19 protein-coding genes and 1 pseudogene are annotated in these 25,689 nt (G+C 40.7%); 6 read left to right on the forward strand and 14 right to left on the reverse strand.

Features of this window, described 5'->3' with window-relative positions:
- Nucleotides 1-8 precede the first annotated feature (8 nt).
- Nucleotides 9-1,256 (reverse strand): glycosyltransferase family protein, encoded by a 1,248-nt coding sequence (locus QUD05_RS19190; protein ID WP_289797468.1) that lies wholly within the window; start codon nt 1,254-1,256, stop codon nt 9-11.
- A gap of 290 nt (nt 1,257-1,546) precedes the next feature.
- Between QUD05_RS19190 and QUD05_RS19195 the strand changes: the two genes are divergently transcribed.
- The 4 genes and pseudogenes from QUD05_RS19195 to QUD05_RS19215 all read left to right on the forward strand — a co-directional run bounded on the left by QUD05_RS19195 (nt 1,547) and on the right by QUD05_RS19215 (nt 7,002).
- On the forward strand, nt 1,547-2,170 hold the full coding sequence (locus QUD05_RS19195) for a 4Fe-4S single cluster domain-containing protein (RefSeq protein WP_289797469.1): 624 nt from the start codon (nt 1,547-1,549) through the stop codon (nt 2,168-2,170).
- 601 nt (nt 2,171-2,771) lie between these two features.
- Nucleotides 2,772-4,080, forward strand: a pseudogene (locus tag QUD05_RS19200) (NF041680 family putative transposase).
- Between the two features lie 483 nt (nt 4,081-4,563).
- Nucleotides 4,564-5,859 carry a serpin family protein gene (locus tag QUD05_RS19210; RefSeq protein WP_289797470.1) on the forward strand — a complete coding sequence of 432 codons (1,296 nt, stop codon included), beginning with the start codon at nt 4,564-4,566 and terminating at the stop codon, nt 5,857-5,859.
- Between the two features lie 126 nt (nt 5,860-5,985).
- The gene (locus QUD05_RS19215) at nt 5,986-7,002 is read left to right on the forward strand and encodes a FecCD family ABC transporter permease (protein ID WP_289797471.1); all 1,017 of its coding nucleotides are present in this window, start codon (nt 5,986-5,988) and stop codon (nt 7,000-7,002) included.
- Between the two features lie 156 nt (nt 7,003-7,158).
- Here the strand turns inward: QUD05_RS19215 and QUD05_RS19220 are convergent, their stop codons facing one another.
- The 3 genes from QUD05_RS19220 to QUD05_RS19230 form a co-directional block, all read right to left on the reverse strand.
- Nucleotides 7,159-7,320 (reverse strand): hypothetical protein, encoded by a 162-nt coding sequence (locus QUD05_RS19220; protein ID WP_289794484.1) that lies wholly within the window; start codon nt 7,318-7,320, stop codon nt 7,159-7,161.
- A 195-nt stretch (nt 7,321-7,515) separates the two neighbouring features.
- The gene (locus QUD05_RS19225; RefSeq protein ID WP_289795576.1) at nt 7,516-7,797 is read right to left on the reverse strand and encodes a hypothetical protein; all 282 of its coding nucleotides are present in this window, start codon (nt 7,795-7,797) and stop codon (nt 7,516-7,518) included.
- Nucleotides 7,798-7,916: 119 nt separating this feature from the next.
- Nucleotides 7,917-8,324: a transposase family protein gene (locus tag QUD05_RS19230; RefSeq protein ID WP_289795575.1), complete on the reverse strand. Its 408-nt coding sequence runs from the start codon at nt 8,322-8,324 to the stop codon at nt 7,917-7,919.
- A gap of 393 nt (nt 8,325-8,717) precedes the next feature.
- Between QUD05_RS19230 and QUD05_RS19235 the strand changes: the two genes are divergently transcribed.
- Nucleotides 8,718-10,115 carry an ATP-binding protein gene (locus QUD05_RS19235; protein WP_289797472.1) on the forward strand — a complete coding sequence of 466 codons (1,398 nt, stop codon included), beginning with the start codon at nt 8,718-8,720 and terminating at the stop codon, nt 10,113-10,115.
- Between the two features lie 650 nt (nt 10,116-10,765).
- Here the strand turns inward: QUD05_RS19235 and QUD05_RS19240 are convergent.
- Entirely contained in the window at nt 10,766-12,223 is a 1,458-nt protein-coding gene (locus QUD05_RS19240) for an alpha-amylase (protein ID WP_289797473.1), read from the reverse strand.
- A 135-nt stretch (nt 12,224-12,358) separates the two neighbouring features.
- Nucleotides 12,359-13,207 (reverse strand): alpha/beta hydrolase, encoded by an 849-nt coding sequence (locus tag QUD05_RS19245; RefSeq protein WP_289797474.1) that lies wholly within the window; start codon nt 13,205-13,207, stop codon nt 12,359-12,361.
- A gap of 538 nt (nt 13,208-13,745) precedes the next feature.
- On the opposite strand from QUD05_RS19245, the gene QUD05_RS19250 reads away from it, so the two are divergent.
- Complete coding sequence (locus QUD05_RS19250; protein ID WP_289797475.1) at nt 13,746-15,812, forward strand: VWA domain-containing protein; 2,067 nt, start codon at nt 13,746-13,748, stop codon at nt 15,810-15,812.
- A 286-nt stretch (nt 15,813-16,098) separates the two neighbouring features.
- On the opposite strand, the gene QUD05_RS19255 is transcribed toward QUD05_RS19250, so the two are convergent.
- From QUD05_RS19255 to QUD05_RS19290, 8 genes are all read right to left on the reverse strand, one after another.
- Nucleotides 16,099-16,920, reverse strand: a complete 822-nt coding sequence (locus QUD05_RS19255) for an ABC transporter ATP-binding protein (RefSeq protein WP_289797476.1) — start codon at nt 16,918-16,920, stop codon at nt 16,099-16,101.
- 303 nt (nt 16,921-17,223) lie between these two features.
- On the reverse strand, nt 17,224-18,276 hold the full coding sequence (locus QUD05_RS19260; RefSeq protein ID WP_289797477.1) for a FecCD family ABC transporter permease: 1,053 nt from the start codon (nt 18,274-18,276) through the stop codon (nt 17,224-17,226).
- Nucleotides 18,273-19,304 (reverse strand): FecCD family ABC transporter permease, encoded by a 1,032-nt coding sequence (locus QUD05_RS19265; RefSeq protein WP_289797478.1) that lies wholly within the window; start codon nt 19,302-19,304, stop codon nt 18,273-18,275. Before QUD05_RS19265 ends, QUD05_RS19260 begins: the two co-directional genes overlap by 4 nt.
- Nucleotides 19,297-20,034, reverse strand: coding sequence for a hypothetical protein (locus QUD05_RS19270; protein WP_289797479.1), 738 nt, complete (start codon nt 20,032-20,034; stop codon nt 19,297-19,299). Before QUD05_RS19270 ends, QUD05_RS19265 begins: the two co-directional genes overlap by 8 nt.
- Before the next feature lie 5 nt (nt 20,035-20,039).
- Nucleotides 20,040-22,166, reverse strand: a complete 2,127-nt coding sequence (locus QUD05_RS19275) for an acylase (protein WP_289797480.1) — start codon at nt 22,164-22,166, stop codon at nt 20,040-20,042.
- Between the two features lie 44 nt (nt 22,167-22,210).
- On the reverse strand, nt 22,211-23,503 hold the full coding sequence (locus QUD05_RS19280) for an MFS transporter (RefSeq protein WP_289797481.1): 1,293 nt from the start codon (nt 23,501-23,503) through the stop codon (nt 22,211-22,213).
- Nucleotides 23,504-23,540: 37 nt separating this feature from the next.
- A complete protein-coding gene (locus QUD05_RS19285) occupies nt 23,541-24,479 on the reverse strand; it encodes an iron-siderophore ABC transporter substrate-binding protein (RefSeq protein ID WP_289797482.1) in 939 nt (312 codons plus the stop codon).
- Nucleotides 24,480-24,533: 54 nt separating this feature from the next.
- Entirely contained in the window at nt 24,534-25,490 is a 957-nt protein-coding gene (locus QUD05_RS19290; protein ID WP_289797483.1) for a ferredoxin family protein, read from the reverse strand.
- Nucleotides 25,491-25,689: the final 199 nt, after the last annotated feature.

Below are 25,689 nucleotides of genomic sequence, written 5' to 3' on the forward strand. Positions count from 1 at the left end.
GTTTTGAATTAAACAATTTTGGCAATCATCGCCAATTTCGGTAATTGTACAGATGGGTTGTAGCAAAATGGAATCACGCTCTTTTTTTTGCTNAGTAAGGTAGAGATGTATTGGCTTATGTTGGGCAAACCATTGAGATTAATTTTCGGTTGGGAAACCTGCGGAGTTTGGAGTTGTTGTAACAGCGATCGCAGTAATATATCTGGAGTCAGATCATTTGGATGAATCGCTGCTAAAATCCCCAAATTTGCCAAATTTTCTGCACGAATGCACTGTTCTCGTGATGGCTTAATTCTGGGTACTACTACTGCTGGCTTACCCACTGAAAGAATCTCGCAAGTTGTGTTGTAGCCACCCATTGCAACTACGGCATCTGCGGCGGCGATGTAACTCATTAAATCATCAGTAAATTCGTCTATCTGCACTTGGGGATATACAGCAGCTTTCAGTTTCAGTGCAGCTTGGTGTTCTGGGGGCATTTCTGAGCCACATATAATTAAGCTTCGTAATTTATGGGACGCTGGTAACAATACCAAACTCGATAAATATGTGTCAATTAACCTGTAACCATCTTCGCCACCACCCGGTGTAACTAAAATGAGTTGTTCTTCTGGATTTAATCGCAACTCACTACGGATGAGATTTGGACTTTTACGCCCTAGTTGTTTGCGGATATAACCACAAAACTGCACCTTCTGGGCAACCATTGGCGGTAGTTGATATTCTTGGCGAATGTCGAAAATTTCGGGATTACCAACAACAAGCACGCGATCGTAAAATTTTTGTATTGCTTCGTAGTAACTATGCTTTTGCCATTCTGGGATTGTCACATCTGGATGATCCAAAATGTCGCGCAGCAGGAGAATTAGGGAAGTTTCCGGCAACTTTATTTTGAGATATTCGATAGCCGCTTTTAATTCATTACGGATACCATAAGGCTTTTTATCTACTAGAAGTATATTGGGTTTAAAATTAGCGATCGCAGATAAAATTAACTCTGAGCGTAATTTTACTGTCTCATTAATTTCTGTATCCAGATACTTGACAGAAAATTCACCTGATGTATCACGATTCAAGCAGGGTAATTTAATATAATCTAGTCTTTTCGGAATCCGAAAGCTGTGCAGCATCGGCGAACCAGAAACAACTAAAATAGAAAGTCCTGGAATCGAATCAAGTAAGTGAGTGCAGATTGCCAGCATTCTGCGAATATTACCGAGACCGAAGCCATCGTGAGAATATACCATCAGTCTCATGGTTAAATGTCTCTAAGTTATTCAGTGAATGGATGCCATATTAACTTAAGTAGCTTCCCAAAGTTACATGAGTCTTTTATGAAACTTTGATGAGAAAATTTTCATCATTATTTTTGTAGCAATTATGTAATAAATTTAACAAAAATCCTACAAGATTCATTCTGGCTCCTGAATTCTGACTTCTGAATTCTTCTTCAACAATTAAATCCCTAGTTATATAACTATTGTCACGATTATATAAGTGGAGATTCGCTATATTTAATAGTTAATGGCTAAAAGGAGTTAAAGAGATGGAAATTAAGCCAACTGACCCATCGCTAGCACTCACAGAAATTCCCCCAGGCTATCTCAATATTATGGGTTACGTCGATCAATCAGAAGTTAATGGCCCTGGTTGTCGTGCAGTCGTCTGGGTACAAGGTTGTCTGCGTGAGTGTCCTGGCTGCTTTAATACTAACTCCTGGTCTTTTGAACCTAACCAATTGATTGCTGTTGATGCCCTTGCCGAAAATATTCTCAGCAATCCCCGCAACACAGGTGTAACATTCTCTGGTGGAGAACCCTTTTGGCAAGCAACGGCACTAGCGTCTTTAGCCCGGAAGGTAAAAGCTGCTGGTTTAAATGTAATGTCTTTTAGTGGGTTCACTCTTAAACAGCTACAGTCCCAATCTGCACCGCCAGGTTCCCAAGCATTGTTAGAACAACTCGATATTTTGATTGACGGGCCTTTTGTACAATCTCTGGCAATTAATTCTCCCAATTCTCCAGTCTCTTCTAGCAATCAACGGGTTCGGGTGTTAAACCCGGCTTTCCAAGACCAGATTACTTGGGCTAGCGACCAGATAGAAATCCACATCCTCAAGGATGGTGGCCGCATTGTTACTGGCTATCAAGGTGGACTGGAACTAACGTAGGGCACAGGTCTAATCATGCGTGTCAACTTAAGGTTAAGCCAGTCTATAACTAGCTTTTAGAGATTGTCTTGTCAAAAGTCTCTGAGTGGCTAGCAGCCCAATGAAAAGTATTTCCAGCCTCTCTGGCTGTAAAGGAGGTTTTAAAGGGTTTGGGCTTAAGTTGACACCAATGCACAGCCATATGTCCCTACAAAAGTTTGATATTTTGTCTAATAACTGACTGTTACAGTTTTTGTAACAGTTCCATTTGATTTAAGTAGGTCGGTGTGAATATTTATTGTTGGGATGACTGGAGTTTAGACTAAAAGCGATATGAGAGAACGCAAATCAAAAGGAATTAGAGGTTAAAAATATTATCTTGTCAGCCTCAAAGCATCCGCGACCTTGAACAATTTTTGTGTAGTATGCTTGCCGAGAAAATAATACAATAATGATAATCATGAAAATGGTGGGAGAGAAACGAGCATCGCTCGTTTCTCTCCCACCCCCTTATTCGATTATCATTATCAGATAATGAGCAAGAAAAAAGGGGTGTCTAATTGAATACAGCCCCCCTTTTGGCAGAAAGTGAGAAAAGAACTACCATTACTCACCTGCCAACATGAAAAATGCCAGACTTGAAGAGTTTCGTCAAGTAGCTTACAAATATTTAGGTAGAGCTAAAGATGCGACGTTTGAATTAACAGATGCCATATTGCTGACTCGCAATGTTTATTCCTTAGCAGATTTATCCTTATCACCAGTATTTAGACGCAAGTGGCCAAGCATCTATGAAGCCTTACAAGATAGCAGACCACAAAGACAAAAATTGATGCAGCTATACATCAAACAGATCCCAGCAGAGGGACGACCATTGTTAGCAGGAGACCATACAAACTGGTCACGCCCAGATGCAGTAACGTTACAAGAGAGAACTTATGAACATAGTGGCACATCCATAGCTGGAAATAAACCGATTACCATTGGTCAAGGATATAGCACAATTGCCTGGATACCTGAAAAATCAGGCAGTTGGGCATTACCTTTGAGACATGAGCGGATCACAAGTGGGGAAAGTCCAATAGGGAAAGCGGTTTGGCAACTTAAACAGGTGTGTAAATATTTACCTGTTAGACCGATTTCAGTTTGGGATAGTGAATATGGATGCGCCCCTTTTGTCTTAAAAACTGCCAGTATTCCCGCAGATATTCTCGTTCGGTTGCGCTCAAATTTGTGTTTATGGGGTGAACCAGGAGCTTATCCAGGGATTGGCCGTCCCAAGAAGCATGGTGATAAATTTAAGCTCAATGAACCAATAACATGGAGTGAAGCCACATCTGTGTTGGAAATGAATGACCCAAAATTAGGGCGTGTGCGTGTTAGCTTGTGGAAAGATTTACACTTCCGTCAGGCTGCTACACGCCCAATGTTACTCCTGCGGGTTGAACGTCTCGACGCACAAGGCAATGAACGAGTATCCAAACCTTTGTGGTTAGCTTGGGTAGGAGAAGAAATCCCACCATTAGAGGAAGTTTGGTGTCTCTACTTGCGTCGCTTTACCATTGACCATTGGTATCGCTTTTTAAAGCAACGTCTACATTGGACAGTGCCACAGTTCAGTACTCCAATAGCATTGTGAAAGATGGAGTGACCTCATGCCTCTGATGACTTGGGAATTGTGGTTAGCCCGTGATATTGTAACTGACAATCCTTTACCTTGGCAGAAGTCTCAGGGTAATTTGACCCCTGGAAGAGTTGCTCAAGCTATGGGTGGAGTTTTCGCGGCCATTGGTACTCCCACCTCTGCACCCAAACCTCGTGGAAAGTCCCCTGGTTGGCAACCAGGAAAAAAGCGTCACCGTAAAAACCGATGTCCGATTGTTAAAAAAACTGTAACACGACCACGCAAAGAACCATCAATTGCAGTTTAATACTCAAGATTATTGATAATTTCACTAAGTCTCTGATTAACTCAGCCCTGCTGGGTCATTTTGCATGGCTTAGTCTAAACTCCAGGGATGAGGCAGGAGGCAGAAGGCAGGAGGGAAGAGGGTTTAAGTCTATTTAATTGTTCTTAACATAGTTTGGTTTTTCCACATCGTTCTACTTATTAAAACAAATGCAATAGTTAACCCTGTTTAAGCACTCTCGAAAAATAAAAATAAGAGCCAATTTTTTAACTATAGATACAACAGTAATTTGAGCGTTTATTTTCTAACAGAACGACTGAAATCAGGTTTTTTTATAATATCCTTATTCCATAAGCATTCTAGATTATTCTTTCACAAGATTAATATAAAAGGGTTAATAATTGACATAGTATCTGCGTCAACTCTGAGCGCAGAACGGGAATCTTTGACAAGTAAGGTGGTAAAATAAATAAGCATAAATTTAGTAGTTTAAGAGAAAATTTTATGCAAAGACTTCACGGTGTTAGTCTCGGCAGACGTTATGCTCTGGCAACTGCAAGTGTTGTTCTATTTAGTGTATTAGGGTATTCTCAAATCGATAGTAATAAAAGTGCCCTTGCCAAATCTAGCTTACCTCAGCCAGAAACTCTATTACACAACAAGGCAGCCAAAACTGATACAAAAATCGTTGCGTCTAGCAATAAGTTTGGCTTCAAACTATTTTCAGAAGTTCAAAAAGGTGATAAAGGTGAGAAGAATGTTTTTATCTCACCTTCGAGCGTTGCGATCGCTCTAGCTATGACCTACAATGGCGCAAGCGGCACAACTCAACTAGCGATCGCAAAAACCCTGGAATTACAGGGGTTGAATCTATCAGAAATCAACTCTTCTTACGCGGCGACATTAAAGCAGCTTTTAGACAATTCCGATCCGAAAGTGCAACTGAATATTGCTAACTCACTTTGGGCAAATAAAAATTTTAGCTTTCAGCCAGACTTTCTCCAAAGAGTACAGTATTTCTATAAAGCTAAGGTCAGCAATTTAAATTTTAAAGATCCCACAGCATCTAGTATTATCAATAACTGGGTCAAAGATAATACTAATGGTAAAATCAATAAGATCATTGAAAAAATCGAGCCAGATCAGGTGTTGTTTCTGATTAATGCCATATATTTTAAAGGGAAATGGAGCCAAGAATTTGATAAAAATCAAACTGCTCAATACCCTTTTTACAGGACATCTGGCAGACCAAAACAACACCCGATGATGTCACAAAACGGTGACTATAGATACTATGAAAACAAACAATTTCAAGCAGTTAGTTTACCTTACGGCAAAGATGGTAAATTCAGTTTTTATATTTTCCTCCCGAAACAGAACTCTAATCTCAAAGCCTTCTATCAAAACTTGAATGTTGAAAACTGGGAAAGATGGATAACTCAGTTCAGCAAACAAAAAGGGTTTATTCGCCTACCCCGCTTCAAAACAGATTACGATATTACACTCAATGATTCCTTGAAAAGTTTAGGTATGGAGGAGGCTTTCAGCAACAAAGCCAATTTTTCCGGCATGGGTAAAAATCTTAAGATTAGCGAAGTTAAGCATAAAACTTTTGTAGAAGTGAACGAAGAAGGCACGGAAGCGGCTGCTGTTACTTCTGTTGGTATAACATTATCATCTTCTATTATTAATATAAACCCACCATTCCAAATGATTGTTGACCGTCCCTTTTTCTGTGCCATTAGGGATAATCAGACAGGAAGGGTTTTATTTATGGGTTCAATTATTGACCCACAGTAAAAAAGTCAAAATTTCTTTATCAAAATTTTCTCATTTTTAATTTAGTTTTAGGGTAATGTCACTTCAGAAATGCTCGGAGTGTTTTTAACGTCAGACGGAACTGTTTTGGAGAAAGGATCGCAAAATTTGACTAGACCATTTCAGAAAATTTTTACTGAACACCGCGTATTTTGGGCTGTTTTACTTTTTGGTACAGCACTGGTGGTAACGCTAGCACTGTCGCTTTCTCAAGGAGCAGTACCTTTAAGTATGTCGGAATTTTGGCAAGCCATACTCCACAAAGGCGATCCCGTTAAACAGACAATTCTCTGGGATTTACGTCTCCCACGCATTACGGCTGCGATCGTTGTCGGCGCAGCTTTGGGAATGTCAGGGGCGTTGCTGCAAGGAATGTTACGTAATAGTCTTGCCGATCCATTTATTTTGGGCATTTCAGCAGGTGCAGGACTACTTGTAATTTTGATGATTGTGTGCCATATATTCCCGATCGCAATTCCTTTAGCAGCATGGATAGGAGCAATTTTAACTGCCGCGATCGTTATTTTACTCGGTCGTTCAGGGTCGGGAATTTCCGTTGAGCGGTTGATTTTAGGGGGAGTGGCGGTGAGTTCTTTATTTGGTGCTGTACAAAGTACATTGCTGCTTTTAGCTGAAGATGGGCAAATTCAAATTGCGCTCAGTTTTCTGGTTGGTAGTCTTAATGGACGGGGTTGGCAAGAAATTGCTACGACTGGGCCTTACATCATCGTTGCATTGATCGGGGGATGCTTGCTGGCGCGATCGCTAAACATACTGGCTTTGGGAGATGATTTGGCTATGAGTTTAGGGCTTTCGTTAACGCGATCGCGCCTATTAATTGGTGGTGTCGCCACTCTATTAGCCGCAGGTGCAGTCAGCATCAGTGGCTTAGTTGGATTTGTTGGTCTTGTTGTCCCTCACGGTGTCCGCCTGATTGTTGGTACAGATCATCGCTTTGTTTTACCACTTTCCGCCCTTGCAGGTGCATGGTTACTCACATTTGCAGATTTACTCTCTAGACTAGGAGCAGTAGAACTACCAGTAGGTTCCGTCACAGCCTTGCTGGGTTCACCCCTGTTTATCTGGTTACTTTATCGTCGTTCTGCTGGGTTTAATAAATCTTGAGCAATCGGGCCGCCATCCATCCCCACTGTATATCTGACTTTTCACGTTATGTGCGAAAGTCCACTAAAAACCTAGGGCGTGTTTTCAAAGTCTTAGATCCCCCCAACCCCCCTTAAAAAGCAGGGTGGATTAATTGTCGGGAGAGAAAAAGTTTTCTCACTCGACCATTGGACTCACAGGCATTGGGCAAAAGGAGTCGGAGTGGTCAAATAGCGCATCAAAAATCATTTGAAGTTGGTTAGCCATCAGCCTTAACGCTTCGGGAAGAGTCCGACAATTTAACTGACGAGCCAGGGAAACTAAAAACTGTCTGACCATCGCCCAATTAGCTGGTGAAAAACCGCCAGTATGAATACAGTTATCTTCATTTAAAGTTACATCCTTGACCCAATGAAGTTGATTTTCAATTGACCAATGACCACGAATAATCTCCGCGAATTCTGAAGCTGAATAATTTCAGCTACTTAAATAAAAGTGTTGTTCATGATAGTCAACAATCTGGCGACGACAATTCTATCCTTGAGGTCGAGTTCCATATCTGTTAACCTCAATTAAACTTTTAGCGCCAACCCAATCAGGTAGTGACTCAAATGGAATTGGATAGACTTTGACTTGACGAGTAGTCTTTCGTCCATGTAAATTTTCATCATGGTAATTGGTATCGATAGCGATTGAGGATTCAGCTAGCTCAGTAGCTACTTTCAGGAGATTTGGCTGGTTTCTTTTAATAGTAATAATGTAGTCATTTTCTCCCTCGATAATCAGCTCAACAGTTTTTTTGGCAATGTAGTGCATCGGCTGTAATCACGATATGATGCCCATAAAGCTTTTTAATTAGCTCTTCTACCACACTAATCTCACTGTTTTTGTTATTTTCCATAGCTTGATGTCTGATTACCCATCCTTGCTGATGACTATAAACTGAAAACTGAAACGATACTCACAAAGTTTTGATAGGATTGATTTCCCCCGGTTACAGTACTTTTAATACATTTCCCATCGATGGCAAATAATTCTTTGAAATTAATTGGCAAACTCTTTTCTGCCCAGACGTTAAACAGTTCAGCTAATATCTGAAAATCAATTGACATCATAATATTTCTGAATGTTGATGCTGACGGAAATTGAATATCTGGAGATAAATCTAATAATTTGATTAGAGATAATCGATGATTTTTTGTGAACTCAGCTAAAGGTTTATACCCCCAATATCCTGTACAACTACCTAACAAAACTATAGTTAGTATTATCCAAAGTCTATGTCTAATACCTCTAGCATGTCGATAATCGGGAACCCCTTGGATTGCTTCGATTAAATTCATTCCTAACTTTCCTCTGGGAGAACCGTGTTTTTCTTAAGGAATCATCCTTCTATGTTATATTTTCTCTCTCGACAATTAATCCACCCTGCCTTCCTGCATCGGGAAGGGGGAAAATTCAAAGTCTCTCTCCTTTTAGGAAAGAGATTTAGAGAGAGGTTTTCCAGATACCGTGAAAAGTCAGACCGTATATAAGGATCGGGTTTTTTGCGCATTCTGATAAACTGAGACAAAGCCTTCTTCAACTATTTAAGCCAAAATTCTCCATAGAAAAACACACCTATATAACCCTACTTTCTTATCCTTGCTCCCCTGCCCCCCTGCTCCTCGGTCACTGAGCGTAGCCGTTGGCGCAGCCTCTCGTAGAGAAGTGTGCCCCCTCAAGGAGGTTAATCGATGTTATGTGTTGAGGAATTAATCAACTTAGACCCATTTCAACAACTTCCTAAAGAGAGGTTGCAGTGGGTTTGCGATCGCGCTCAAACAGTTGAACTTTCTGCTGGAGAAGTGTTGTCCCATGAGGGAGATCCTGTATGTCGCTTATTTATCTTAGTCAAAGGTAAAATCAACATCACCCGCCGCAGTGAAGGAGTGGAAATTCCCATCGGGCAGCATGAAGCCCCATCCTTTTTTGGTGAAATTCCAGTACTCACAGATGAACCTGCACCTGTGACAATGCGGGCATTCACGAATTGCCACATCTATGAAATGAAAGGAGAAGATTTCCGTAAACTGCTGCATGAATGTCGTGATTTTGAGCGGATGGTCTTCCGAATTATGCAAAGTCGTGTCCGGGGGCTAGAGTCTTTCATTCGTGGGCGGGAAAAGATGGCAGCTTTAGGGACACTTGCCGCGGGTCTTGCTCATGAACTCAACAACCCAGCCGCAGCCCTGGTTCGGACTTTAAAAGAAATGCCAGCCGCCATCCTAGAGTTACAACGGATGAACTTAGTTTATGGGCAACGCAATGTTGACGAAGCCCATACTCAACACTGGTTGAGAGTACGCGATCTAGGCTATGAAGCGATTTTGAATAATCGCCTAGATCCGGTGACACTAAGCGATCGCGAAGACATATTGCTGGAATGGTTAGAAGATTATGGTGTAAACCAAGCATGGAAATTAGCAGAACCTTTAGCAGAAGGTGGTGTTGAGGTTGAAACCCTAGAGCAACTCATGGAACGTTGGCGCAACGACGACACAGAATTGCGAGAAATGGGATTACACTGGCTAGCACTTTCCTTTGAAGTCATGTCGATGATTAAACATGGTTTGCGAGGATCTGAGAGGATTTCCGAACTTGTGCAAGCGATGAAGTCTTATTCTTATCTCGATCAAGGCACTCAGCAAGAAGTAGATATACATCAAGGCTTGGAAGATACCTTGCGATTGTTTGCTCATAAACTCAAGTGCGGTGTCCAGGTGCAACGCAATTACGATCGAAGTCTTCCAAAAATCTTTGCCTATGGCAGTGAACTAAATCAGGTGTGGACAAACTTAATTGACAACGCCATTGATGCAATGGATGGTAAAGGACTGCTAGAAATTACAACACATCATTGCGATCGCTATGCTCATATAGACATCATAGATTCTGGCAGTGGAATTCCACCTGAAATTAAAACCCGCATTTTTGAACCTTTCTTCACCACCAAATCAGTAGGGCATGGTTCAGGACTTGGTTTAGAAACCGTTCGCCGGATTGTAGAAAATCGCCATCACGGTACGCTTTCATTTGAGTCGCAGTCAGGCAGAACTTGTTTTACCATTTGCTTGCCCTTATCGAATAAATGAATCAATAAGTAATATCATTTCCGCTAGATTACTTATTAAACCTGAAGAACCCCACCCCGCCAAAGCTATGCTTTGTCTCCCCTCCCCACAGGCGGGGAGGGGCTGGGGGTGGGGTGCAATGACTGTGGAAAGCAAATCATAACTAATTATACAGACATGATATAACGCTCTTCCATCACTCTCATCAAACAATAATCCAAGCAGAAAACTCAAACTATCACCCAATCAAGGTTTGAGGCTTTATTTTCTAATATAAATTCAAAAGTAATTATTTATCTGATAATTCTGATCTTGTGGGCTGTTGTTCGGAGTTAACAAACTCAGTCTTAGGTGGTTTTCCTATTGTATTAGGAGGTTGTTTTTTTGTTTTGGGTTGTGGGTTATTATTCTCGCTCATCTTAATCTATCTCCTTAATAGCTTTAATTATTTGGCTGTTTTAAGATTTTTTGCTTGGAATTAGTCAAGCAAAAAGTTCAGTGATCGCAGTCAGTTTGTGTTTTGATGATTATGACTTCAAGCGATGTCATCGCCATTCCGTAATCCTGTTGAAAATTTTGCTGCCTTCTACGTCAAATACTATTGTCAAAGAGGTAGATAGAGGAAAAAACTCCTTACTATCTACCTCTTTAACCTTAGTTTTCTATTCAAACTATTTTTGCAGCCAGACCGATATTGAACCACCAGGACATGGGAAATTTCCCCATCCGTCGTTATTGGTGTGAATGATATCGTTTATATGTCCTGTAGCATCGTAAAATTTCTGATTGGGTCGGAACATGTTCATCCACTTGTTCCCTGGTGAACTATTGGTCAACACTACAGCCATTGCACCTGGATGATTACTATTACCCAAGCGCGTCCAACCGATAGTATTGGGATGGTCAAAGTAATCATGCTGGTCGCCAAAACCGTATTCTCTACGCGCCTTCAAGAACTTGTCAATCAAGAAACGGTGAGAGTAAAGGGTAGTATCACGTCCTTTATCCTTATATTGTGCCCCGTAATAATCTGCATAGAAAACGCAAGGATAGCCTTCTCGGCGCAATAAGATTAGTGCATAGGCTAAGGGCTTAAACCAAGGTTCAACAGGCGACTCTAAAGATTGACAAGGTTGGGTATCATGGTTTTCGACAAAGGTAACAGCTAGGGCAGGTTGTTCTTTAACTAGGGTTCTATCAAAAATCGATCGCATATCGAAACTATTACCCTGGCGACTAGCTTGGTGAAACTTGAAATGTAGAGGCACATCAAATAACGACAAACGCCCATCACTAGAGGCAATATAACCGTGTAAGGCATTGATATCTTGAGACCAGTACTCCCCAACGCTAAACAGTTCCCGCCCACCAAAATGAACTCGCAGGTGATTTAACCAATCACGGAAAAAAGTAGAGCGGATATGTTTAACAGCGTCAATACGAAAGCCATCTACACCTGTGGTGTCAATAAACCAACGCCCCCAATACATCAACTCACCGCGCACGAAGCCATTACCTGTATCCAGGTCATTCGCCATTAAATAATCGTAGTTGCCATGTTCGTAGCTAACTTCCGTCTCAAAATGTTTATCTTTAAGACGGTAGAGCTTGTCTGCCTTTTTGGTATCTGCGTTATATGATAATGAATCAAAGCACCACCAATACCATTTCATACTGGAGTATTTATCTCCACGACCAGAAAAATTGAACTTTGTATAAGCTGCAATTTCGTACCAATCGCTGACTGGACGGTTGCGGTCATTCCAATCCATTTCCTGGGCCGAGATGCGTTCTATTTCATCCCCACCATCTTTGTGGTTGAAAACCACATCGGCATAGATTTGAATACCTGTATCCTGTGCCGTTTTAATAGCCCTTAAGTATTGCTCGCGTGTTCCATATTTTGTCCGAACAGTATTTTTTTGATTGAACTCACCCAAATCAAACAAATCGTAGACTGCGTATCCAACATCCGATGCTCCACCACTACCCTTATAAGCTGGCGGCAGCCATAAGGCAGTGAAGCCCGCATTAGCTAGCTCATTGGCTGTTTTATCCAGCTTGTCCCATAACGTACCATCATTGGAGATGTACCAATGGTAATACTGCATTATTACACCGTTGTTCATGCGATCGCCTTTGTAGAATCTTTGATTTTACAGATTTCTGCCAGAAATCTCTGATGCTAGGATATGTTACTTTTGTCACACATCAGAACTTCATCCGAATTTATTTAGGTTTCATGACGACTTCACAAAGAGCAATTACGAATTACTGGGACGGGATAATTGCTGATTTGCCTTGACAAGGTTAGTGAACTCCTGCAAAGTTTGACGATATTTTTCTTCAGCTATCGAGAATAAATCGTTATGGTTTGCCTCTTCAACCCACAAAGAAAGTTTTGGGGATATGGCAGCCTTAAACAGCTTTTCTCCATGAGCGAAAGGAACTATGTTATCTGCTTTTCCATGAATCACCAATATCGGACATTTAACTTTTTTTATCTTGTCAAGATTGGGAAATTTATCAAAAGGCAAAATCCGAAAAGGTACTATTACTTGAAAAGCGGAAATAAACGAGCTTTCAATAATTAAACCAGCTATTGGTTTCTGCATTGCTAAATTTACCGCCGAACCACCTCCAACCGAACGCCCCAAAACTATAATTTTTTCAGGTGGAATTTTTAAACTTTGGGTCAAATAATTGTAAGCGCTATTGATATCTTCGTATGCATGACTTTCTGTCGGTTTTCCTTGACTCGTACCATAACCACGATAATCAAAAGCAAAGACACTAAAACCCCATGCGTGTAATTTTTCTAAAATCTGTTTGATATCTCCTAAATCTTCAGAATTACCATGAGAATAAAGAATAGTATATTTCGCTTGAGTGTTCAATAAGTATGTAGCTGAGATATTTGTATCTTTCCCACTCCTTAACTTCAGAATTGTTGGATCATCCTGATAGCTAGAAGATTGAGACAGAAAAATCATGCTATCTGCCCGAAAATATACAAATGCGGCAAAAAATAGATAGATAAAGATTAAAGATTTGACCAGCCGTTGCCAAGTCAAATCGCCAATTAGCAGTTTTATAATTTGCTGTTTATCCATTAGTTTTTATTTATTGGGTAAAACTTTATTTCCAGGTTTCCCGATTTTTGATGTTTCCTAACTTTAATACAACTTCATCAAACTTCACGCCAACTTTGTCACAAATAGACCTCTTGCAAAAGTCCCTAAACCCCACCCCCAACCCCTCCCCGTTTACGGGGAGGGGAGACAAAGCGTAGCTTTGGCGGGGTGGGGTTCTTTCTTATTTTTGATTTATGCAAGAGACTCCATGAGCTGCGCTCACAAGGAACAATGAAAATGTCTTTTCCTCCTGCTTCCTGCCTTCTGCCTCCTGCCTTATTTTTAAGGCAGGTCTAATGAGTATCTGGAGTGAAGCAACTGAGTAATTTACTTAACTCAGATTATTGAGCCGATACCAACAAACACTGTGATATTCCCTAATCCTAGATGGGAATGATTAGTGTTGTATAAATTACAGTTACCAAAACTGAAACGGTCATCAAATCCCAAGCTGCTCAAGACTATTCTAAGTAAATAGTCAAATGTGATAGAAAAAATTTAGTGTGAGGATTTAGCCATGTCTTACCCGATTCCGTCCAAAATGTGGCAGCGAGTCAGTTTTGTAATATTGTTTTTATTGATACCGTCAGTAGGAATTGCGATTTTACGCCAGTCTGCTACGATCGCAGTTCCAGCCAATCAGACTCCTACCAGTTCTACCTCAAAAACTTCCATTCTACCCAATCACCCTGACTACCAAGCACTCCAGGCATTGGTAAAACAGTATAGTTGTGTCGTTCCCGTCCAAAATTTTGGCACTATTCCTGTAACCCGGACTGAGTTTGCCACAGTCTTGAATGCCTGTGTGAATCGTAGCAATGAGTTAATAGCGAATGATCCCAAGATCGTTACCCCAGCAGATATGAAAATTCTGCAACGCTTGCAGTCAGAATTTTCACCGGAGTTAGCAACCCTAAAAAGTCCGATAGAGGAATTGGAAGCTCGTAGTCCCATCACTCCGAATCAGCCTACCAGAGAACGTATTCAAACTGAGTCTACCCGAAAGACTCAAGCCGTACCCACAGCTCCACCCCTTAGTATTCCGTCTGGCTCATCTGTGCAGGATCAAGTTGCTAACCGTGCGAATATGCCTAAACTCCAAAGTGGCAGTATTGGCAGGGTTGCCCCGGAACCACAAACAGGTAGCGGATTCAATACAGAAAACTACAACCGGATTGAAGATAATCCCTTTCATCGCGTCGGTAACGATCCCCTTTCCACCTTTTCCATTGATGTAGATACAGCATCTTACAGCAACGTGCGACGGTTTATTACTCAAGGGGAATTACCACCCAAAGATGCAGTGCGAATTGAGGAATTAATCAATTATTTTACCTACAATTATCCCCAACCAAAAGGCGATCGCCCTTTTTCCGTCACCACTGAAGTTGCTGCTGCTCCCTGGAATCCTCGACACAAGCTGGTACAGGTAGGTTTGCAAGGTAAACGCCTAGAAAGCAAAACTTTACCACCCAGCAACTTAGTATTTCTGATTGATGTCTCCGGTTCTATGGATGACCCGAATAAATTACCTTTGGTGCAACAGTCACTCAAATTGTTGGTCAATCAACTGCGTCCTGAAGACCGGGTAAGTTTGGTAGTCTATGCGGGGAATGCTGGATTGGTGTTACCTGCTACTCCTGGTAGTCAAAAATCAACAATTTTGGCGGCGATTGACCGCTTAAAGGCTGGAGGCTCCACTGCTGGCGGTCAGGGTATTGAATTAGCTTACAAGATAGCCAAAGAAAGCTTCCTCAAATCTGGTAATAACAGAGTCATTTTAGCTACCGATGGAGATTTTAACGTTGGGGTTTCCAGTGATGGCGACCTGACACGGTTAATTGAACAAAAGCGAGAGCAGGGAATTTTCCTGACGGTGTTGGGATTTGGCACCGGCAATTATAAGGATGGAAAAATGGAGCAACTGGCTGATAAGGGTAACGGCAATTATGCTTATATTGATACCCTATTAGAAGCCAAAAAGGTTTTAGTTAACGATCTCAGGGGAACTCTGTTTACTATTGCCAAGGATGTGAAAATTCAGGTGGAGTTTAATCCGGCGAAAGTTCAGGCATATCGCTTGATTGGTTACGAAAACCGTCTGCTGCAAAACCAGGATTTTAATGACGACAAGAAAGATGCAGGGGATATTGGGGCTGGTCATTCTGTGACAGCGCTTTATGAAATAATTCCCACTGGTACAAAAAGCGATGTGAAACTCCCAGAGATAGACCCTTTGCGGTATCAGCGTTCTGGTGAAACTGCCTCGGAGGCTGCTGGTAATGAGTTGATGCAGGTGAAACTGCGCTATAAGTCACCCCAGGACAGCACCAGTCAACTAATTACCCAAACCATCCAAGATGATGATTTGAGAACCGACCAGATACCCTCCACAAACCTGAGATTTGCTGCTGCGGTAGCGACCTTTGGGATGGTGTTGCGTGACTCTGAGTATAAAGGAGATGCTAGTTATGATTTGGTGATGAAATTGGCAAGCCAAGGGAAGGGGGAAGATCAGGAGGGCTATCGGGGTGAGTTTATTCGCCTAGTGGAGCAATCTAGAGGGTTGATGACAAGAAAATGATTTTAGACTACAACTGAGACAGGGAGTAGGGAGTGGTGTAGTTCAATTACTCAAAAACCGCTGTCATCTCTAGAAGAGATTCACAATCTACAAAAGAGCGATCGCTCTCCACTGTATTAGATATCTGCAATAAATACAGCAATTTAATTTCAGAAGAGAGCATTGCATATCTGCGAGATGTTTGGCGATCGCTGCTAGTCAGAAAACTTATTCCCTACTCTGCAAGACAAGAAAGAATAAATGCTTAACTGAACTGTATTGTCCCATGTAAGGTTTTGATTTGCTTCTATTTTCTCCCCTTTCTTCCCAGTGGTATACACATCGGTGTCCCTGAAACCGGGTCTGGGATAATTCGACATTCTAACCCAAACACCTCCCTTACCATCTTCTCAGTAATCACCAAATCAGGTTCGCCGACAGCAAAAATTTCACCTTCTTTCACCGCTACCAAATAATCAGCATAACGACAGGCATGATTCAAATCATGTAACACCATGACAATCGTTCGTTGCTGGTTTTGGTTTAAATCATACAATAAATCTAAAACTTCTATTTGGTGCGCCAAATCTAAAAAAGTAGTTGGTTCATCTAACAATAAAATATCCGTATCTTGAGCTAATGCCATTGCAATCCAAGCACGTTGTCGCTGTCCACCAGAAAGAGTATCTAACTCGCGTTCTGACAGGTGTTTAATCCCAGTAATTTCTAACGCTAGTTCTACTAATCTTTCATCTTCTTTTGTCCACTGCTGCAACCAGCTTTGATAAGGAAATCTTCCGCAAGCTACCAAATCTCGAACGGTTAATCCTTCTGGTGCAACTGGGCCTTGGGTAAGAATCCCTAATTTTTTAGCAACATCTTTTGTTGATAGCTTAAATACATCTGTTGTATCTAAATAAATTGTGCCAACGCGAGGTTTTAATAATCTTGCTAAACCCCGTAATAAAGTAGATTTTCCACAGCCATTTGCACCGACTAAAGCAGTTATTTTTCCTGGTGGTATATTTAAATCTAAATGCTTAATAATAGTTATATTATCATAACCCAAAGTCAAATTATTTGCTGACATTTGGTAATGTAAATTATCGCTCAATAATGACATTGACATAATTAAACTTAAGAGAATCTTCGATAATTTTGTAAGTATGTAATATCATATCCGTTTGATTACTTAATAAAACCCAAAGAACCCCACCCCACTAAATCAGCGCTTTGTTTCCCCTCCCCGCAGGTAGATAGGGGATTAAGGGGAGCCAGCGCGGTCATGGCATGAGCAACTGGCGCGTAGGGTGCAAGTACTATGGGAATCATAACTAATTACCTGGACATGACATATCACACTATTCGCTTTTATTAATGCTACACCTAAAAAAGAATTTATTTCTACTTACTTAGTATTAAGTATACTGAATTAGGTCTTGCTTTTTCGATTGTTAATTAATAAATAAATAAAATATGGGGCACCAATCACAGCAGTAACAATTCCACAAGGAATTTCGATAGGAGCAAAAATAATTCTGCCGATAAAATCAGATAAAACCACAATCATTGCTCCTGTCATTCCCGCTACTGGAATCAAACCTTGATGATTTCCACCTACTAATTGACGGGCTATATGGGGAGCAATTAATCCCACAAATCCAATTGTTCCCGCAGTTGCTACTGCTGAACCAGAAAGTGCTGCACTAATTAATAATAATAAACTGCGCTGCCATTCAACTTTATTACCTAAACCTTTAGCAATATCATCTCCTAAATTTAAAGCATTTAATTCTGGTGCTTTGATTAAAGCCAAAGGCACAAATATAACTAGCCAAGGTAAAAAAGCAAAAACCTGTTCCCAAGTTCTACCGTAAACGCTACCAGCTAACCAAACTAAAGCCTGACTTACATCGTCAATTTGACCAAATGTCACGATGAAACTAGTAAAAGCACTAGCTACAGCCGAAATTCCCACACCAATTAAAATTAAGCGAATGGGATGAAGTCCCCGATCCCACGCTAAAAAGTAAATTAATAAAGATGCAACTAACGCACCTACAAAAGCTGATAAAGGTAAAATTCCTGCTGGAAAGTTTGGTAATAATACAATTACACTTACAGCTGCAAGGCTTGCACCGGAATTAATGCCAATAATTCCGGGGTCAGCTAAAGAATTTCGAGTTAAACTTTGCATGATTGTGCCAGAAATTGCTAAAGCCATCCCGACCAAACAAGCGGTTAAGATTCTGGGCAAACGTAGAGTATTAATTACAAAAGCATAATCGGGATTTCCTGTATCTATTCCCAGTACAGTTTGAATTACAGCTAGCGGCGGTGTTGGGTATTCTCCCACTGAAGTGTTAATTACCATCACTGCTAAGGTGATAATTATCAAGATAAATAAAGTGCTGGGAACTTGGTTTTGAATCCGAAAGGAAAAGCCTAGTTTTGTAGAACGAAAAATCAGTGAGTTTTTCTTCATTTTTTTACTTGATATTTGGCTAAGTAAACGAAGAATGGCGCACCAACTAAAGCTGTCATAATTCCCACAGGTATTTCTTGTGGTCGAATTAATAATCGCGCCAATATATCTGAAACTAACAGCAAGATTCCGCCAAAAATTGCACTATAAGGTAATATCCAACGGTAATCTACCCCAACTACAAACCTAACAATATGGGGTATAACTAATCCAATAAATCCAATTGAACCCGCAGCAGCAACGGAACTACCTTCTAAAAGTAAAACACTGACAGCAGCGGCAATTTTTATCCATAAAGTTTGTTGACCCAAACCTTTAGCAATATCTTCTCCGAGGCTTAAAATAGTGATTTGTCTTGCTAAACCAAATGCCAAAATCATGCCAATACAAATGTAAGGCAAGACTTGAAAAATAATACCCTCATCCATACCTGCCAAGGAACCAGCCAACCAAAAGCGAATTTCTTCCAAAGTTCGCTGACTGACTATTAAAATTCCTGTTGTTAGTGAAGAAAGTAAGCTACTAATAGCGGCACCCGCAATTGTCAGATTTAAGGGAGTTATACCGTTACGTCCTAGAGAAGCAAAAATATAGACACTGACAACCGCAACACCTGCACCAATAAACGCACACCAAATATAAACACTTGGTGCGGATGTTCCAAATAGAAAAATACTAATGACTACAGCAAAAGCTGCACCTGCATTCACCCCCAAAATACCAGGATCGGCTAATGGGTTACGAGTCACACCCTGCATAATTGCACCAGCAGTAGCCATTGCTGCACCCACCAACATTGCCAAAAGCGATCGCGGTAAGCGAACAGTTTGTATAATTAAATGTTCTCTGGAACCGTCAAACTGAATAAAGGCAGTGAGTACCTGATGCAGAGGAATATCTGCTGCGCCAAATGAAACGCTGATAATTAGACAAATCAAAAGAATTAGCAATCCCACAATTAAACCCGCAACGGGAAATGTTAGGGATGATAAAAATCCTCTGGCTGATGAGGGAATCGATCTACTCATTGTTCAAATTACTGGCTTCAAGCAGTGTAATTGTTGCTTGTGAAGATAAGCCAACACAAGCTGCTAGTTCTTCTAATGCCAAGCGATCGCGTGCGTTTGTATTTAGCATTTCCGTTGCAGCTGCAACATAGTCAGGATTCGCCATTTGACTAACTCCATCGGGTAAAGTTACTTGGGAATTCACGCTAGCAATCCGCTCAGTTTTTGCTCCCACAAGGGCAAGCTGTTGCATTCGATAAGCAGCTATTTTCGTCGCTTGACGGGCTTTTAAGTAAGCAAGGTAGTACTGTACAACTGCTACCCGTTTTTGCTGTTTAACTTCATGCCAGCGAGCTTCTCTTATCGGTAATTGCTGTATGATGCTCAAAACTTTAATGGGGTCAATTGTCATGGCGATCGCAAAACTGCGCTCACTTTCAGATACTAGATCGGGTAAGTTGTAATCGATCGTGCTTTGAGATGGTGAAAATTCAACACTCAAAACATCGGTGAAAGCACCCCATCCCATTGCAGCTTTTGCCTCCTGTACTTGTGAAGACTGACGTAGGGCGATCGCAACTAACTGCTCAATCATTTTCAGATCGCGATCGCTAATTTCTGTCTGAAGACTTTGTGGTTGATAATTATTCAGCTGTTTGGTTTCTGACAACGCTGGTAAAGGTAGACTAATAAGTGCGATCGTCAGAACAATTTTCCAACTGTACAGACAGGCAATTGATTCATAACTCATAGCTGTCAAAAAGTTTTGCGTTCCTCCAAGTTTGCTAATACTTCTTTCCGAGTTCGCCAAACAGGACGCAATTGCTTGCGAGTAAACAGTGGTAGTTGGTCGGTAATATGGGGCGAACCGGGTTGAGTCGCGTTACCGTAGCTGATGAGAGCCATTGCTTTTACTGGCTGCGAAAACTCAACGGCTGCAACATAACTATCACCCAATACGGCTTGAAAGCGTTCATCGTTAGCTGGAGCAAAATGGAGGACGCGGAATATTCCTAGATCCCCAGGGCCACCATTGGCAGGTAAATCTAAGTTTCCGCTACGCACTCGGAAGACTTCACCCCAAGCAACATCTAGCTTTCCATAAGCTTTTTCGACTTTTGTTGCCGCTATTTGTAGCGCTTTCACTGCACTTTCTGGGTCTTTTAAACCATCGGGTGTGGTGCGCGGCGAGTTCTCACTCCAAGGAATACTAAAGGTTTGATCTTCATCCATTTCTTCCCACCAAAAGGAAAACAACACCGCGCCTCGACTATCAGCATCAGCATTCCGATCCCAAGCAGCCAAAATATCAGCAGCACGACGGGCTGATTCATCGCCATATTTTTGAGCAGCAGGAATTAGGTCATCGAGGATGCGTTCTGCAAGTTCCATTTTGGTGGAATGTTTGTACTCAATCATTTTCTCAAAAGAGATTTTTGGATCTTCAGCCAGCATTTTTGCAGAACTTTGTGCCCGAAAAGACATGTCTCCTCGTGGGGCCATATAAGCAGGATAATCATCTGCTTTGATCGCAGTGGGAAAAGTCGTTGTCCAAGGTGCATCATTGGCATTTTGCAACCAACCGCTAGGCGGATCAATCACACGCGGTAAATCTTTGTATGGGTGCATTTTTGTCCACAAAGTTTTGGATGTGTCACCAGGAATTAAACCTTCCCAGTATTGAAAGTCTCCTTGTTGACGAATCGGCACCAGACCGTTGAATAGGTGCATGATATGCCCTTCTCGGTCTGCATACATGACGGTAAACATCGGTAGTTGCAAGCGTTTCAATACCTTTTGAAATTGGGTTAAGTTTTGGGAACGTGCCATATCCCACCACTGCTCCAACACACCGGGACGATCTGCACCGACAACCCGCAGCGCCACAGCAAACCCATCTTTTTCTTGAACGACTGCACCGTGGACAGAACTTTTGACTAATAATGGTTGTTCGACTAACGAGCCATTTTTTTGCTTAACCTTTAATAAAAACTTTTCTGTTGTAAAAGGGCGGACTTTGCCATCAAAAAGATAACCATCATCAGCTAATTTCAAGTTATATACATCCCAACCATCATGAGTATTGACGGTATGAGTCCAACCCAAATAATCGTTAAAGGCGATCGCTAAAACCGGAATTCCCACTAGCGCTGCTCCCGAAGCATTCATCCCTGGAGCAGTAATTTGGGCTTCGTACCAGACAAATAAATCCGACCATAACGTGTGGGGGTTTGCCAACAACATCGCCTTGCCACTGGCAGAATGTTTAGGTGCGATCGCCCAACCGTTAGAACCAGCTTCCGATGGAGTATGAGTAATATCTGCTACTTGTCCTTGATTAACGACAAAAGTAAAATACAGCACTCTTTGCAAATGCGCCAACACATCTTCTGGCTTCACAGGTAAGACTATTTTTACTTGCTCATCAATTAAATCAGGATGGGCTTTGGCATAAGTATTTATCCCAGTGGCAAAGGCATTTATATAACTACGAAAAGCTGGACTTTGTGCCCGATACCAAGAATTAGCACGATTGACCACTCCCATCGTCAGTACCCATTTATCAGATTCTACATACTCTTCCCCCCAGTATTCCGCAGCTTTTCCCCTAGCTTGACCATAGAGGCGCAACAGCAAGTTAGCGTGACTCTGCATCTGTGCCCAACCAAATGCCTGGAAAGCGCTTGGAGCATCTTTACCATATATATGCGGTATGCCGTAAGTATCCCATAATATCTCTGTAGTTTTGGGTGCAGTCGCAAAACTGTTATTTGCCAAAACTACAACTAAAATGGCACTGAGGATAAAAGCTAAAAATCGAGATAATTTTCTTTTCAGTATTGGCTGGTCAAATAGCCACAAATACACCTTAATATTCAACATGATGGTTTTAATTAAATTAATTTGACTGGAAAAATTTAATGACTTTAGTCTATATTCCGTAGCAAACGGACATTAAATCCAAACATACCCACCAGCAACATACATAAAGAACATAGAACGTATAAAAGTGCCATCCCAGCACCTTTATCTATGCCAAACGTACTACCAAAAAGCCATGCTAGCTGACCATTTGGTTTCATTGCTGGTTCAAAAACTCGATCCGCCAGAGGCTCGGCAATTAAATAGGCTATAGCTGAGAATATCTGAAAAAGTAGCGATCGCACCGCAAAAACTCGCCCTTGTACTTCAGGAGTAACCTTTGCTAGCCAGATGGCATTTTCTGAACTGCCATTTAAGGGAAAATTGGCCGAAGAACAAAATTGAGCGCCAATCCAAACGAAGACTGTATTTCCCAACCCAAAAATGGTTTTACTCAATCCCGCACCTATCATTCCCCATAAAAAGCCCTTAACTCGATGCTTAGATCCACCCCAAGCACTCATGATTAATGCTCCCATCACACCACCTATACCTGCTGCTGAGGCTAAACTACCCAACAAAAGAGTGTTATTGCCCGAACGTGCCAGAATCATTGGTGTGTAAACAGCACCACCAACATCGTGAAAAAACCAAAACAGCATTCCCGTCATTAATAAAGCTAGCAGACTCTTGTGTGCTTGGATATAACGCCAACCAAACCCCAACTCCTGCCAAATATTTTCTGGATGTTGACTGTGAACTTCTCTAGATGGTGGTTGTGGAATGTGTATTAAAAGCACACTAATAATTGCAAAAGTAAAAGTTAAGATATCAATCAGCGAAATTCCCACCAAGCCGATTACATGGTATAAGTAACCAGCAAAAGCTGGTGCCATAATTTTTGCACCATAATCTGATAAAAATTCCATACTACTAGCGCGGGAATAATGCTTTGGAGGTATCATTAATCCTACAGATGCAGAATAGGCTAGAGATTGTAATTGATTAAAAACTCCTGCGATCGCTCCTGTAATATATAAGTGCCAAACTTGCAAATGATTGGTTAGATATAGAAGTGCGATCGCTATTGTTACTCCTACGGCTACGCTATCTCCTACAATCATCAATAACTTACGATTCCACCGATCTACAATCACTCCACTAATTGGAGTAATCACAATACTGGGAAGTAACGTATAAAAACCTACAAGGGTTAATGTTGTTACCTGATCTGTAAATTCCCAGACCCAAATACTCAGGGCAAAGCTGGTCATACTACTGCCCATAGCCGAAACAAACTGACCAATCCAGACAATAATAAAATTACGAAAACTACTAAATTTCATTTCTGTTTTCATGAGCAGCGTTCCTTATGATTGACTAATTAATTCACTGTCACGCTGCCTTGAGCAGATACTTAAATAAATCATCAAGTATTGCATTTGCTGATAGAATGCTTCCAAAAATCCAGTAACTAGAATCAACACTATAAACTCGTTGATTTTGAACTACATTAAGAGTTTGCCAAAGACGAGTCTTTTGATATTTTTGGAATAATTCTCTAGCCCCAGGATCTACCGCTACAAATAAAACATCAGCATCAAGTAAGTCTATACGTTCTAAGTTCAGTATTACCAAAGTATCGTCAGGAGATTTAATTAACTGACGTTGGGCATCTGGCATAGCAATTCCGACTTCTTTTAAAATACTGCCAGGGAATGAAAATTGAGAACGAAACTCAGGTAGTTGTACTCCTCCATGAAAACGGCTGACAGAAACTTTGAGTTTATTTAGGCGAACATCTAGATTAGCCCGCAATTTTGTTAATCGCTGTTCGTATTGATTGAGTAATTTTTCAGCTTGTTTAGCCTTGTTTAATACTTCACCAATCTGCCGAAAAGATTCTTGCCATTGAGCATGGACATATTTAAATTTAACTGTAGGAGCTATTTGTGAAAACAATCGATAGGTTTCTAAGTTAATATCATATAAGCTAATAATTAAATCTGGATGTAATTTCAATATTGTTTCTAAATTCAACTGCCCCTCTTTACCTATATAAGTTATACCAGCCATTTGGCTCTTGAGAAAACTAGCTTTACTAGCTACAAAAGCATTGTCAGGTATACCTATTGGTTTCAAACCTAATGCTATCAAAGGTTCTAATGTAATTTGCTCTGCAACAACAATACGCTGCGGGTTTAGAGGTACACAACTTTCACCTAATTCATGCTTAACTAAACGACATTCTGGTATTGATTGTGATTTAGATGCACCTATATTTTGCCCAAAACCACTGTGACAAGCGGCAAACAAGAATAATGAGATCGCCATCAGAATACACAATTTAAGATAATATAGGTATCTTTTTTTCATATCGTATACTTTTTATTCATATACCTCTGCCAACAAATTTTCTACATAAAACTGGGGAATTGTTTCGACAATCTCACCCTGGCAATCGCTTAGATATAGAGTCTTAGCTTTATCAACTAACACATCAGCTTTTACACTACCCAAGCTCCCATCTGGCTTAAGAAAATTTAGTTTTATGCGATTAAATTCCCCATTCTCAGTTTGTTGGATAATTTGATAATCAACTTTGTAACTTAACCATTGCCAACCATAGATAAGAATCATTTCTCTTTCTAAAACCTGTGCAGCTTCTGGTAATATTGCCCACCCACGATAAATATGCTTAATAAATTCAAGATTTCCAGTGCGGGTCAAAATGGAAGAAAATGATTCAGAATCTAACCTAGCATAGTATCTAGCCTCTGGAAAATCGATAGCAGTAGGTGCAAAACGATGACCACCAAAGTGACTAGATTGCCAAACTCTGACATTCTTCATGCCTAAATCTTTAACGATATTTTTTGCCTGACGATAAAAAGGATTACCAAATTTAGCACAGCATTTATCACGGCTACCATGAGTACATATAAAAATATCTCTTGTGTCACATTCGTTAATACAAGTATCTAAATTTTTCTCAAATAAGCATTTTTTAATAATAGTTGCCGCCTCAGTAATATCAGATAATAAAAATTCAGATTTGCTATATCCTTGAGCAAAACCAGTAGGACTATGAAATATCAAAACTCTTGTTGTATCTGGCTGCTGCAATTCTTTATTATAAATTAATAAAAACTCTACAGCTATCTCATATTCTGCAAATTCTTTAACTAGATTTCGCAGATTATCGGGAACTGATTTAGAATTAAATGTCTCATCTATCCAAGGAGTTGGACATTCAATCATCACAAAAAAATCAAAATTGTAAGCATTGGCAATTGGATCTTCACCAACATCACGAGACTCTAAGGCACAAAAGGAATTAACCATAATGAAATAATTGGGTAATCTAGTACTAAAATTTTCACTGCGACCCTAAAAGTGCGATCTCAACCATATTATTTGTGTAATCAAGATAATTCAGTTGTTGCTGAACCAATTCTGAATAATAAAGCAAAATTAGGGCAGGGAAACCCCACCCATTCGGTGAATTTTTCAGTCAATCAAGGTTTCACATTTTACAATGACT

This window comes from Nostoc sp. GT001 (assembly GCF_030382115.1).
Classification (GTDB): Bacteria; Cyanobacteriota; Cyanobacteriia; order Cyanobacteriales; family Nostocaceae; genus Nostoc.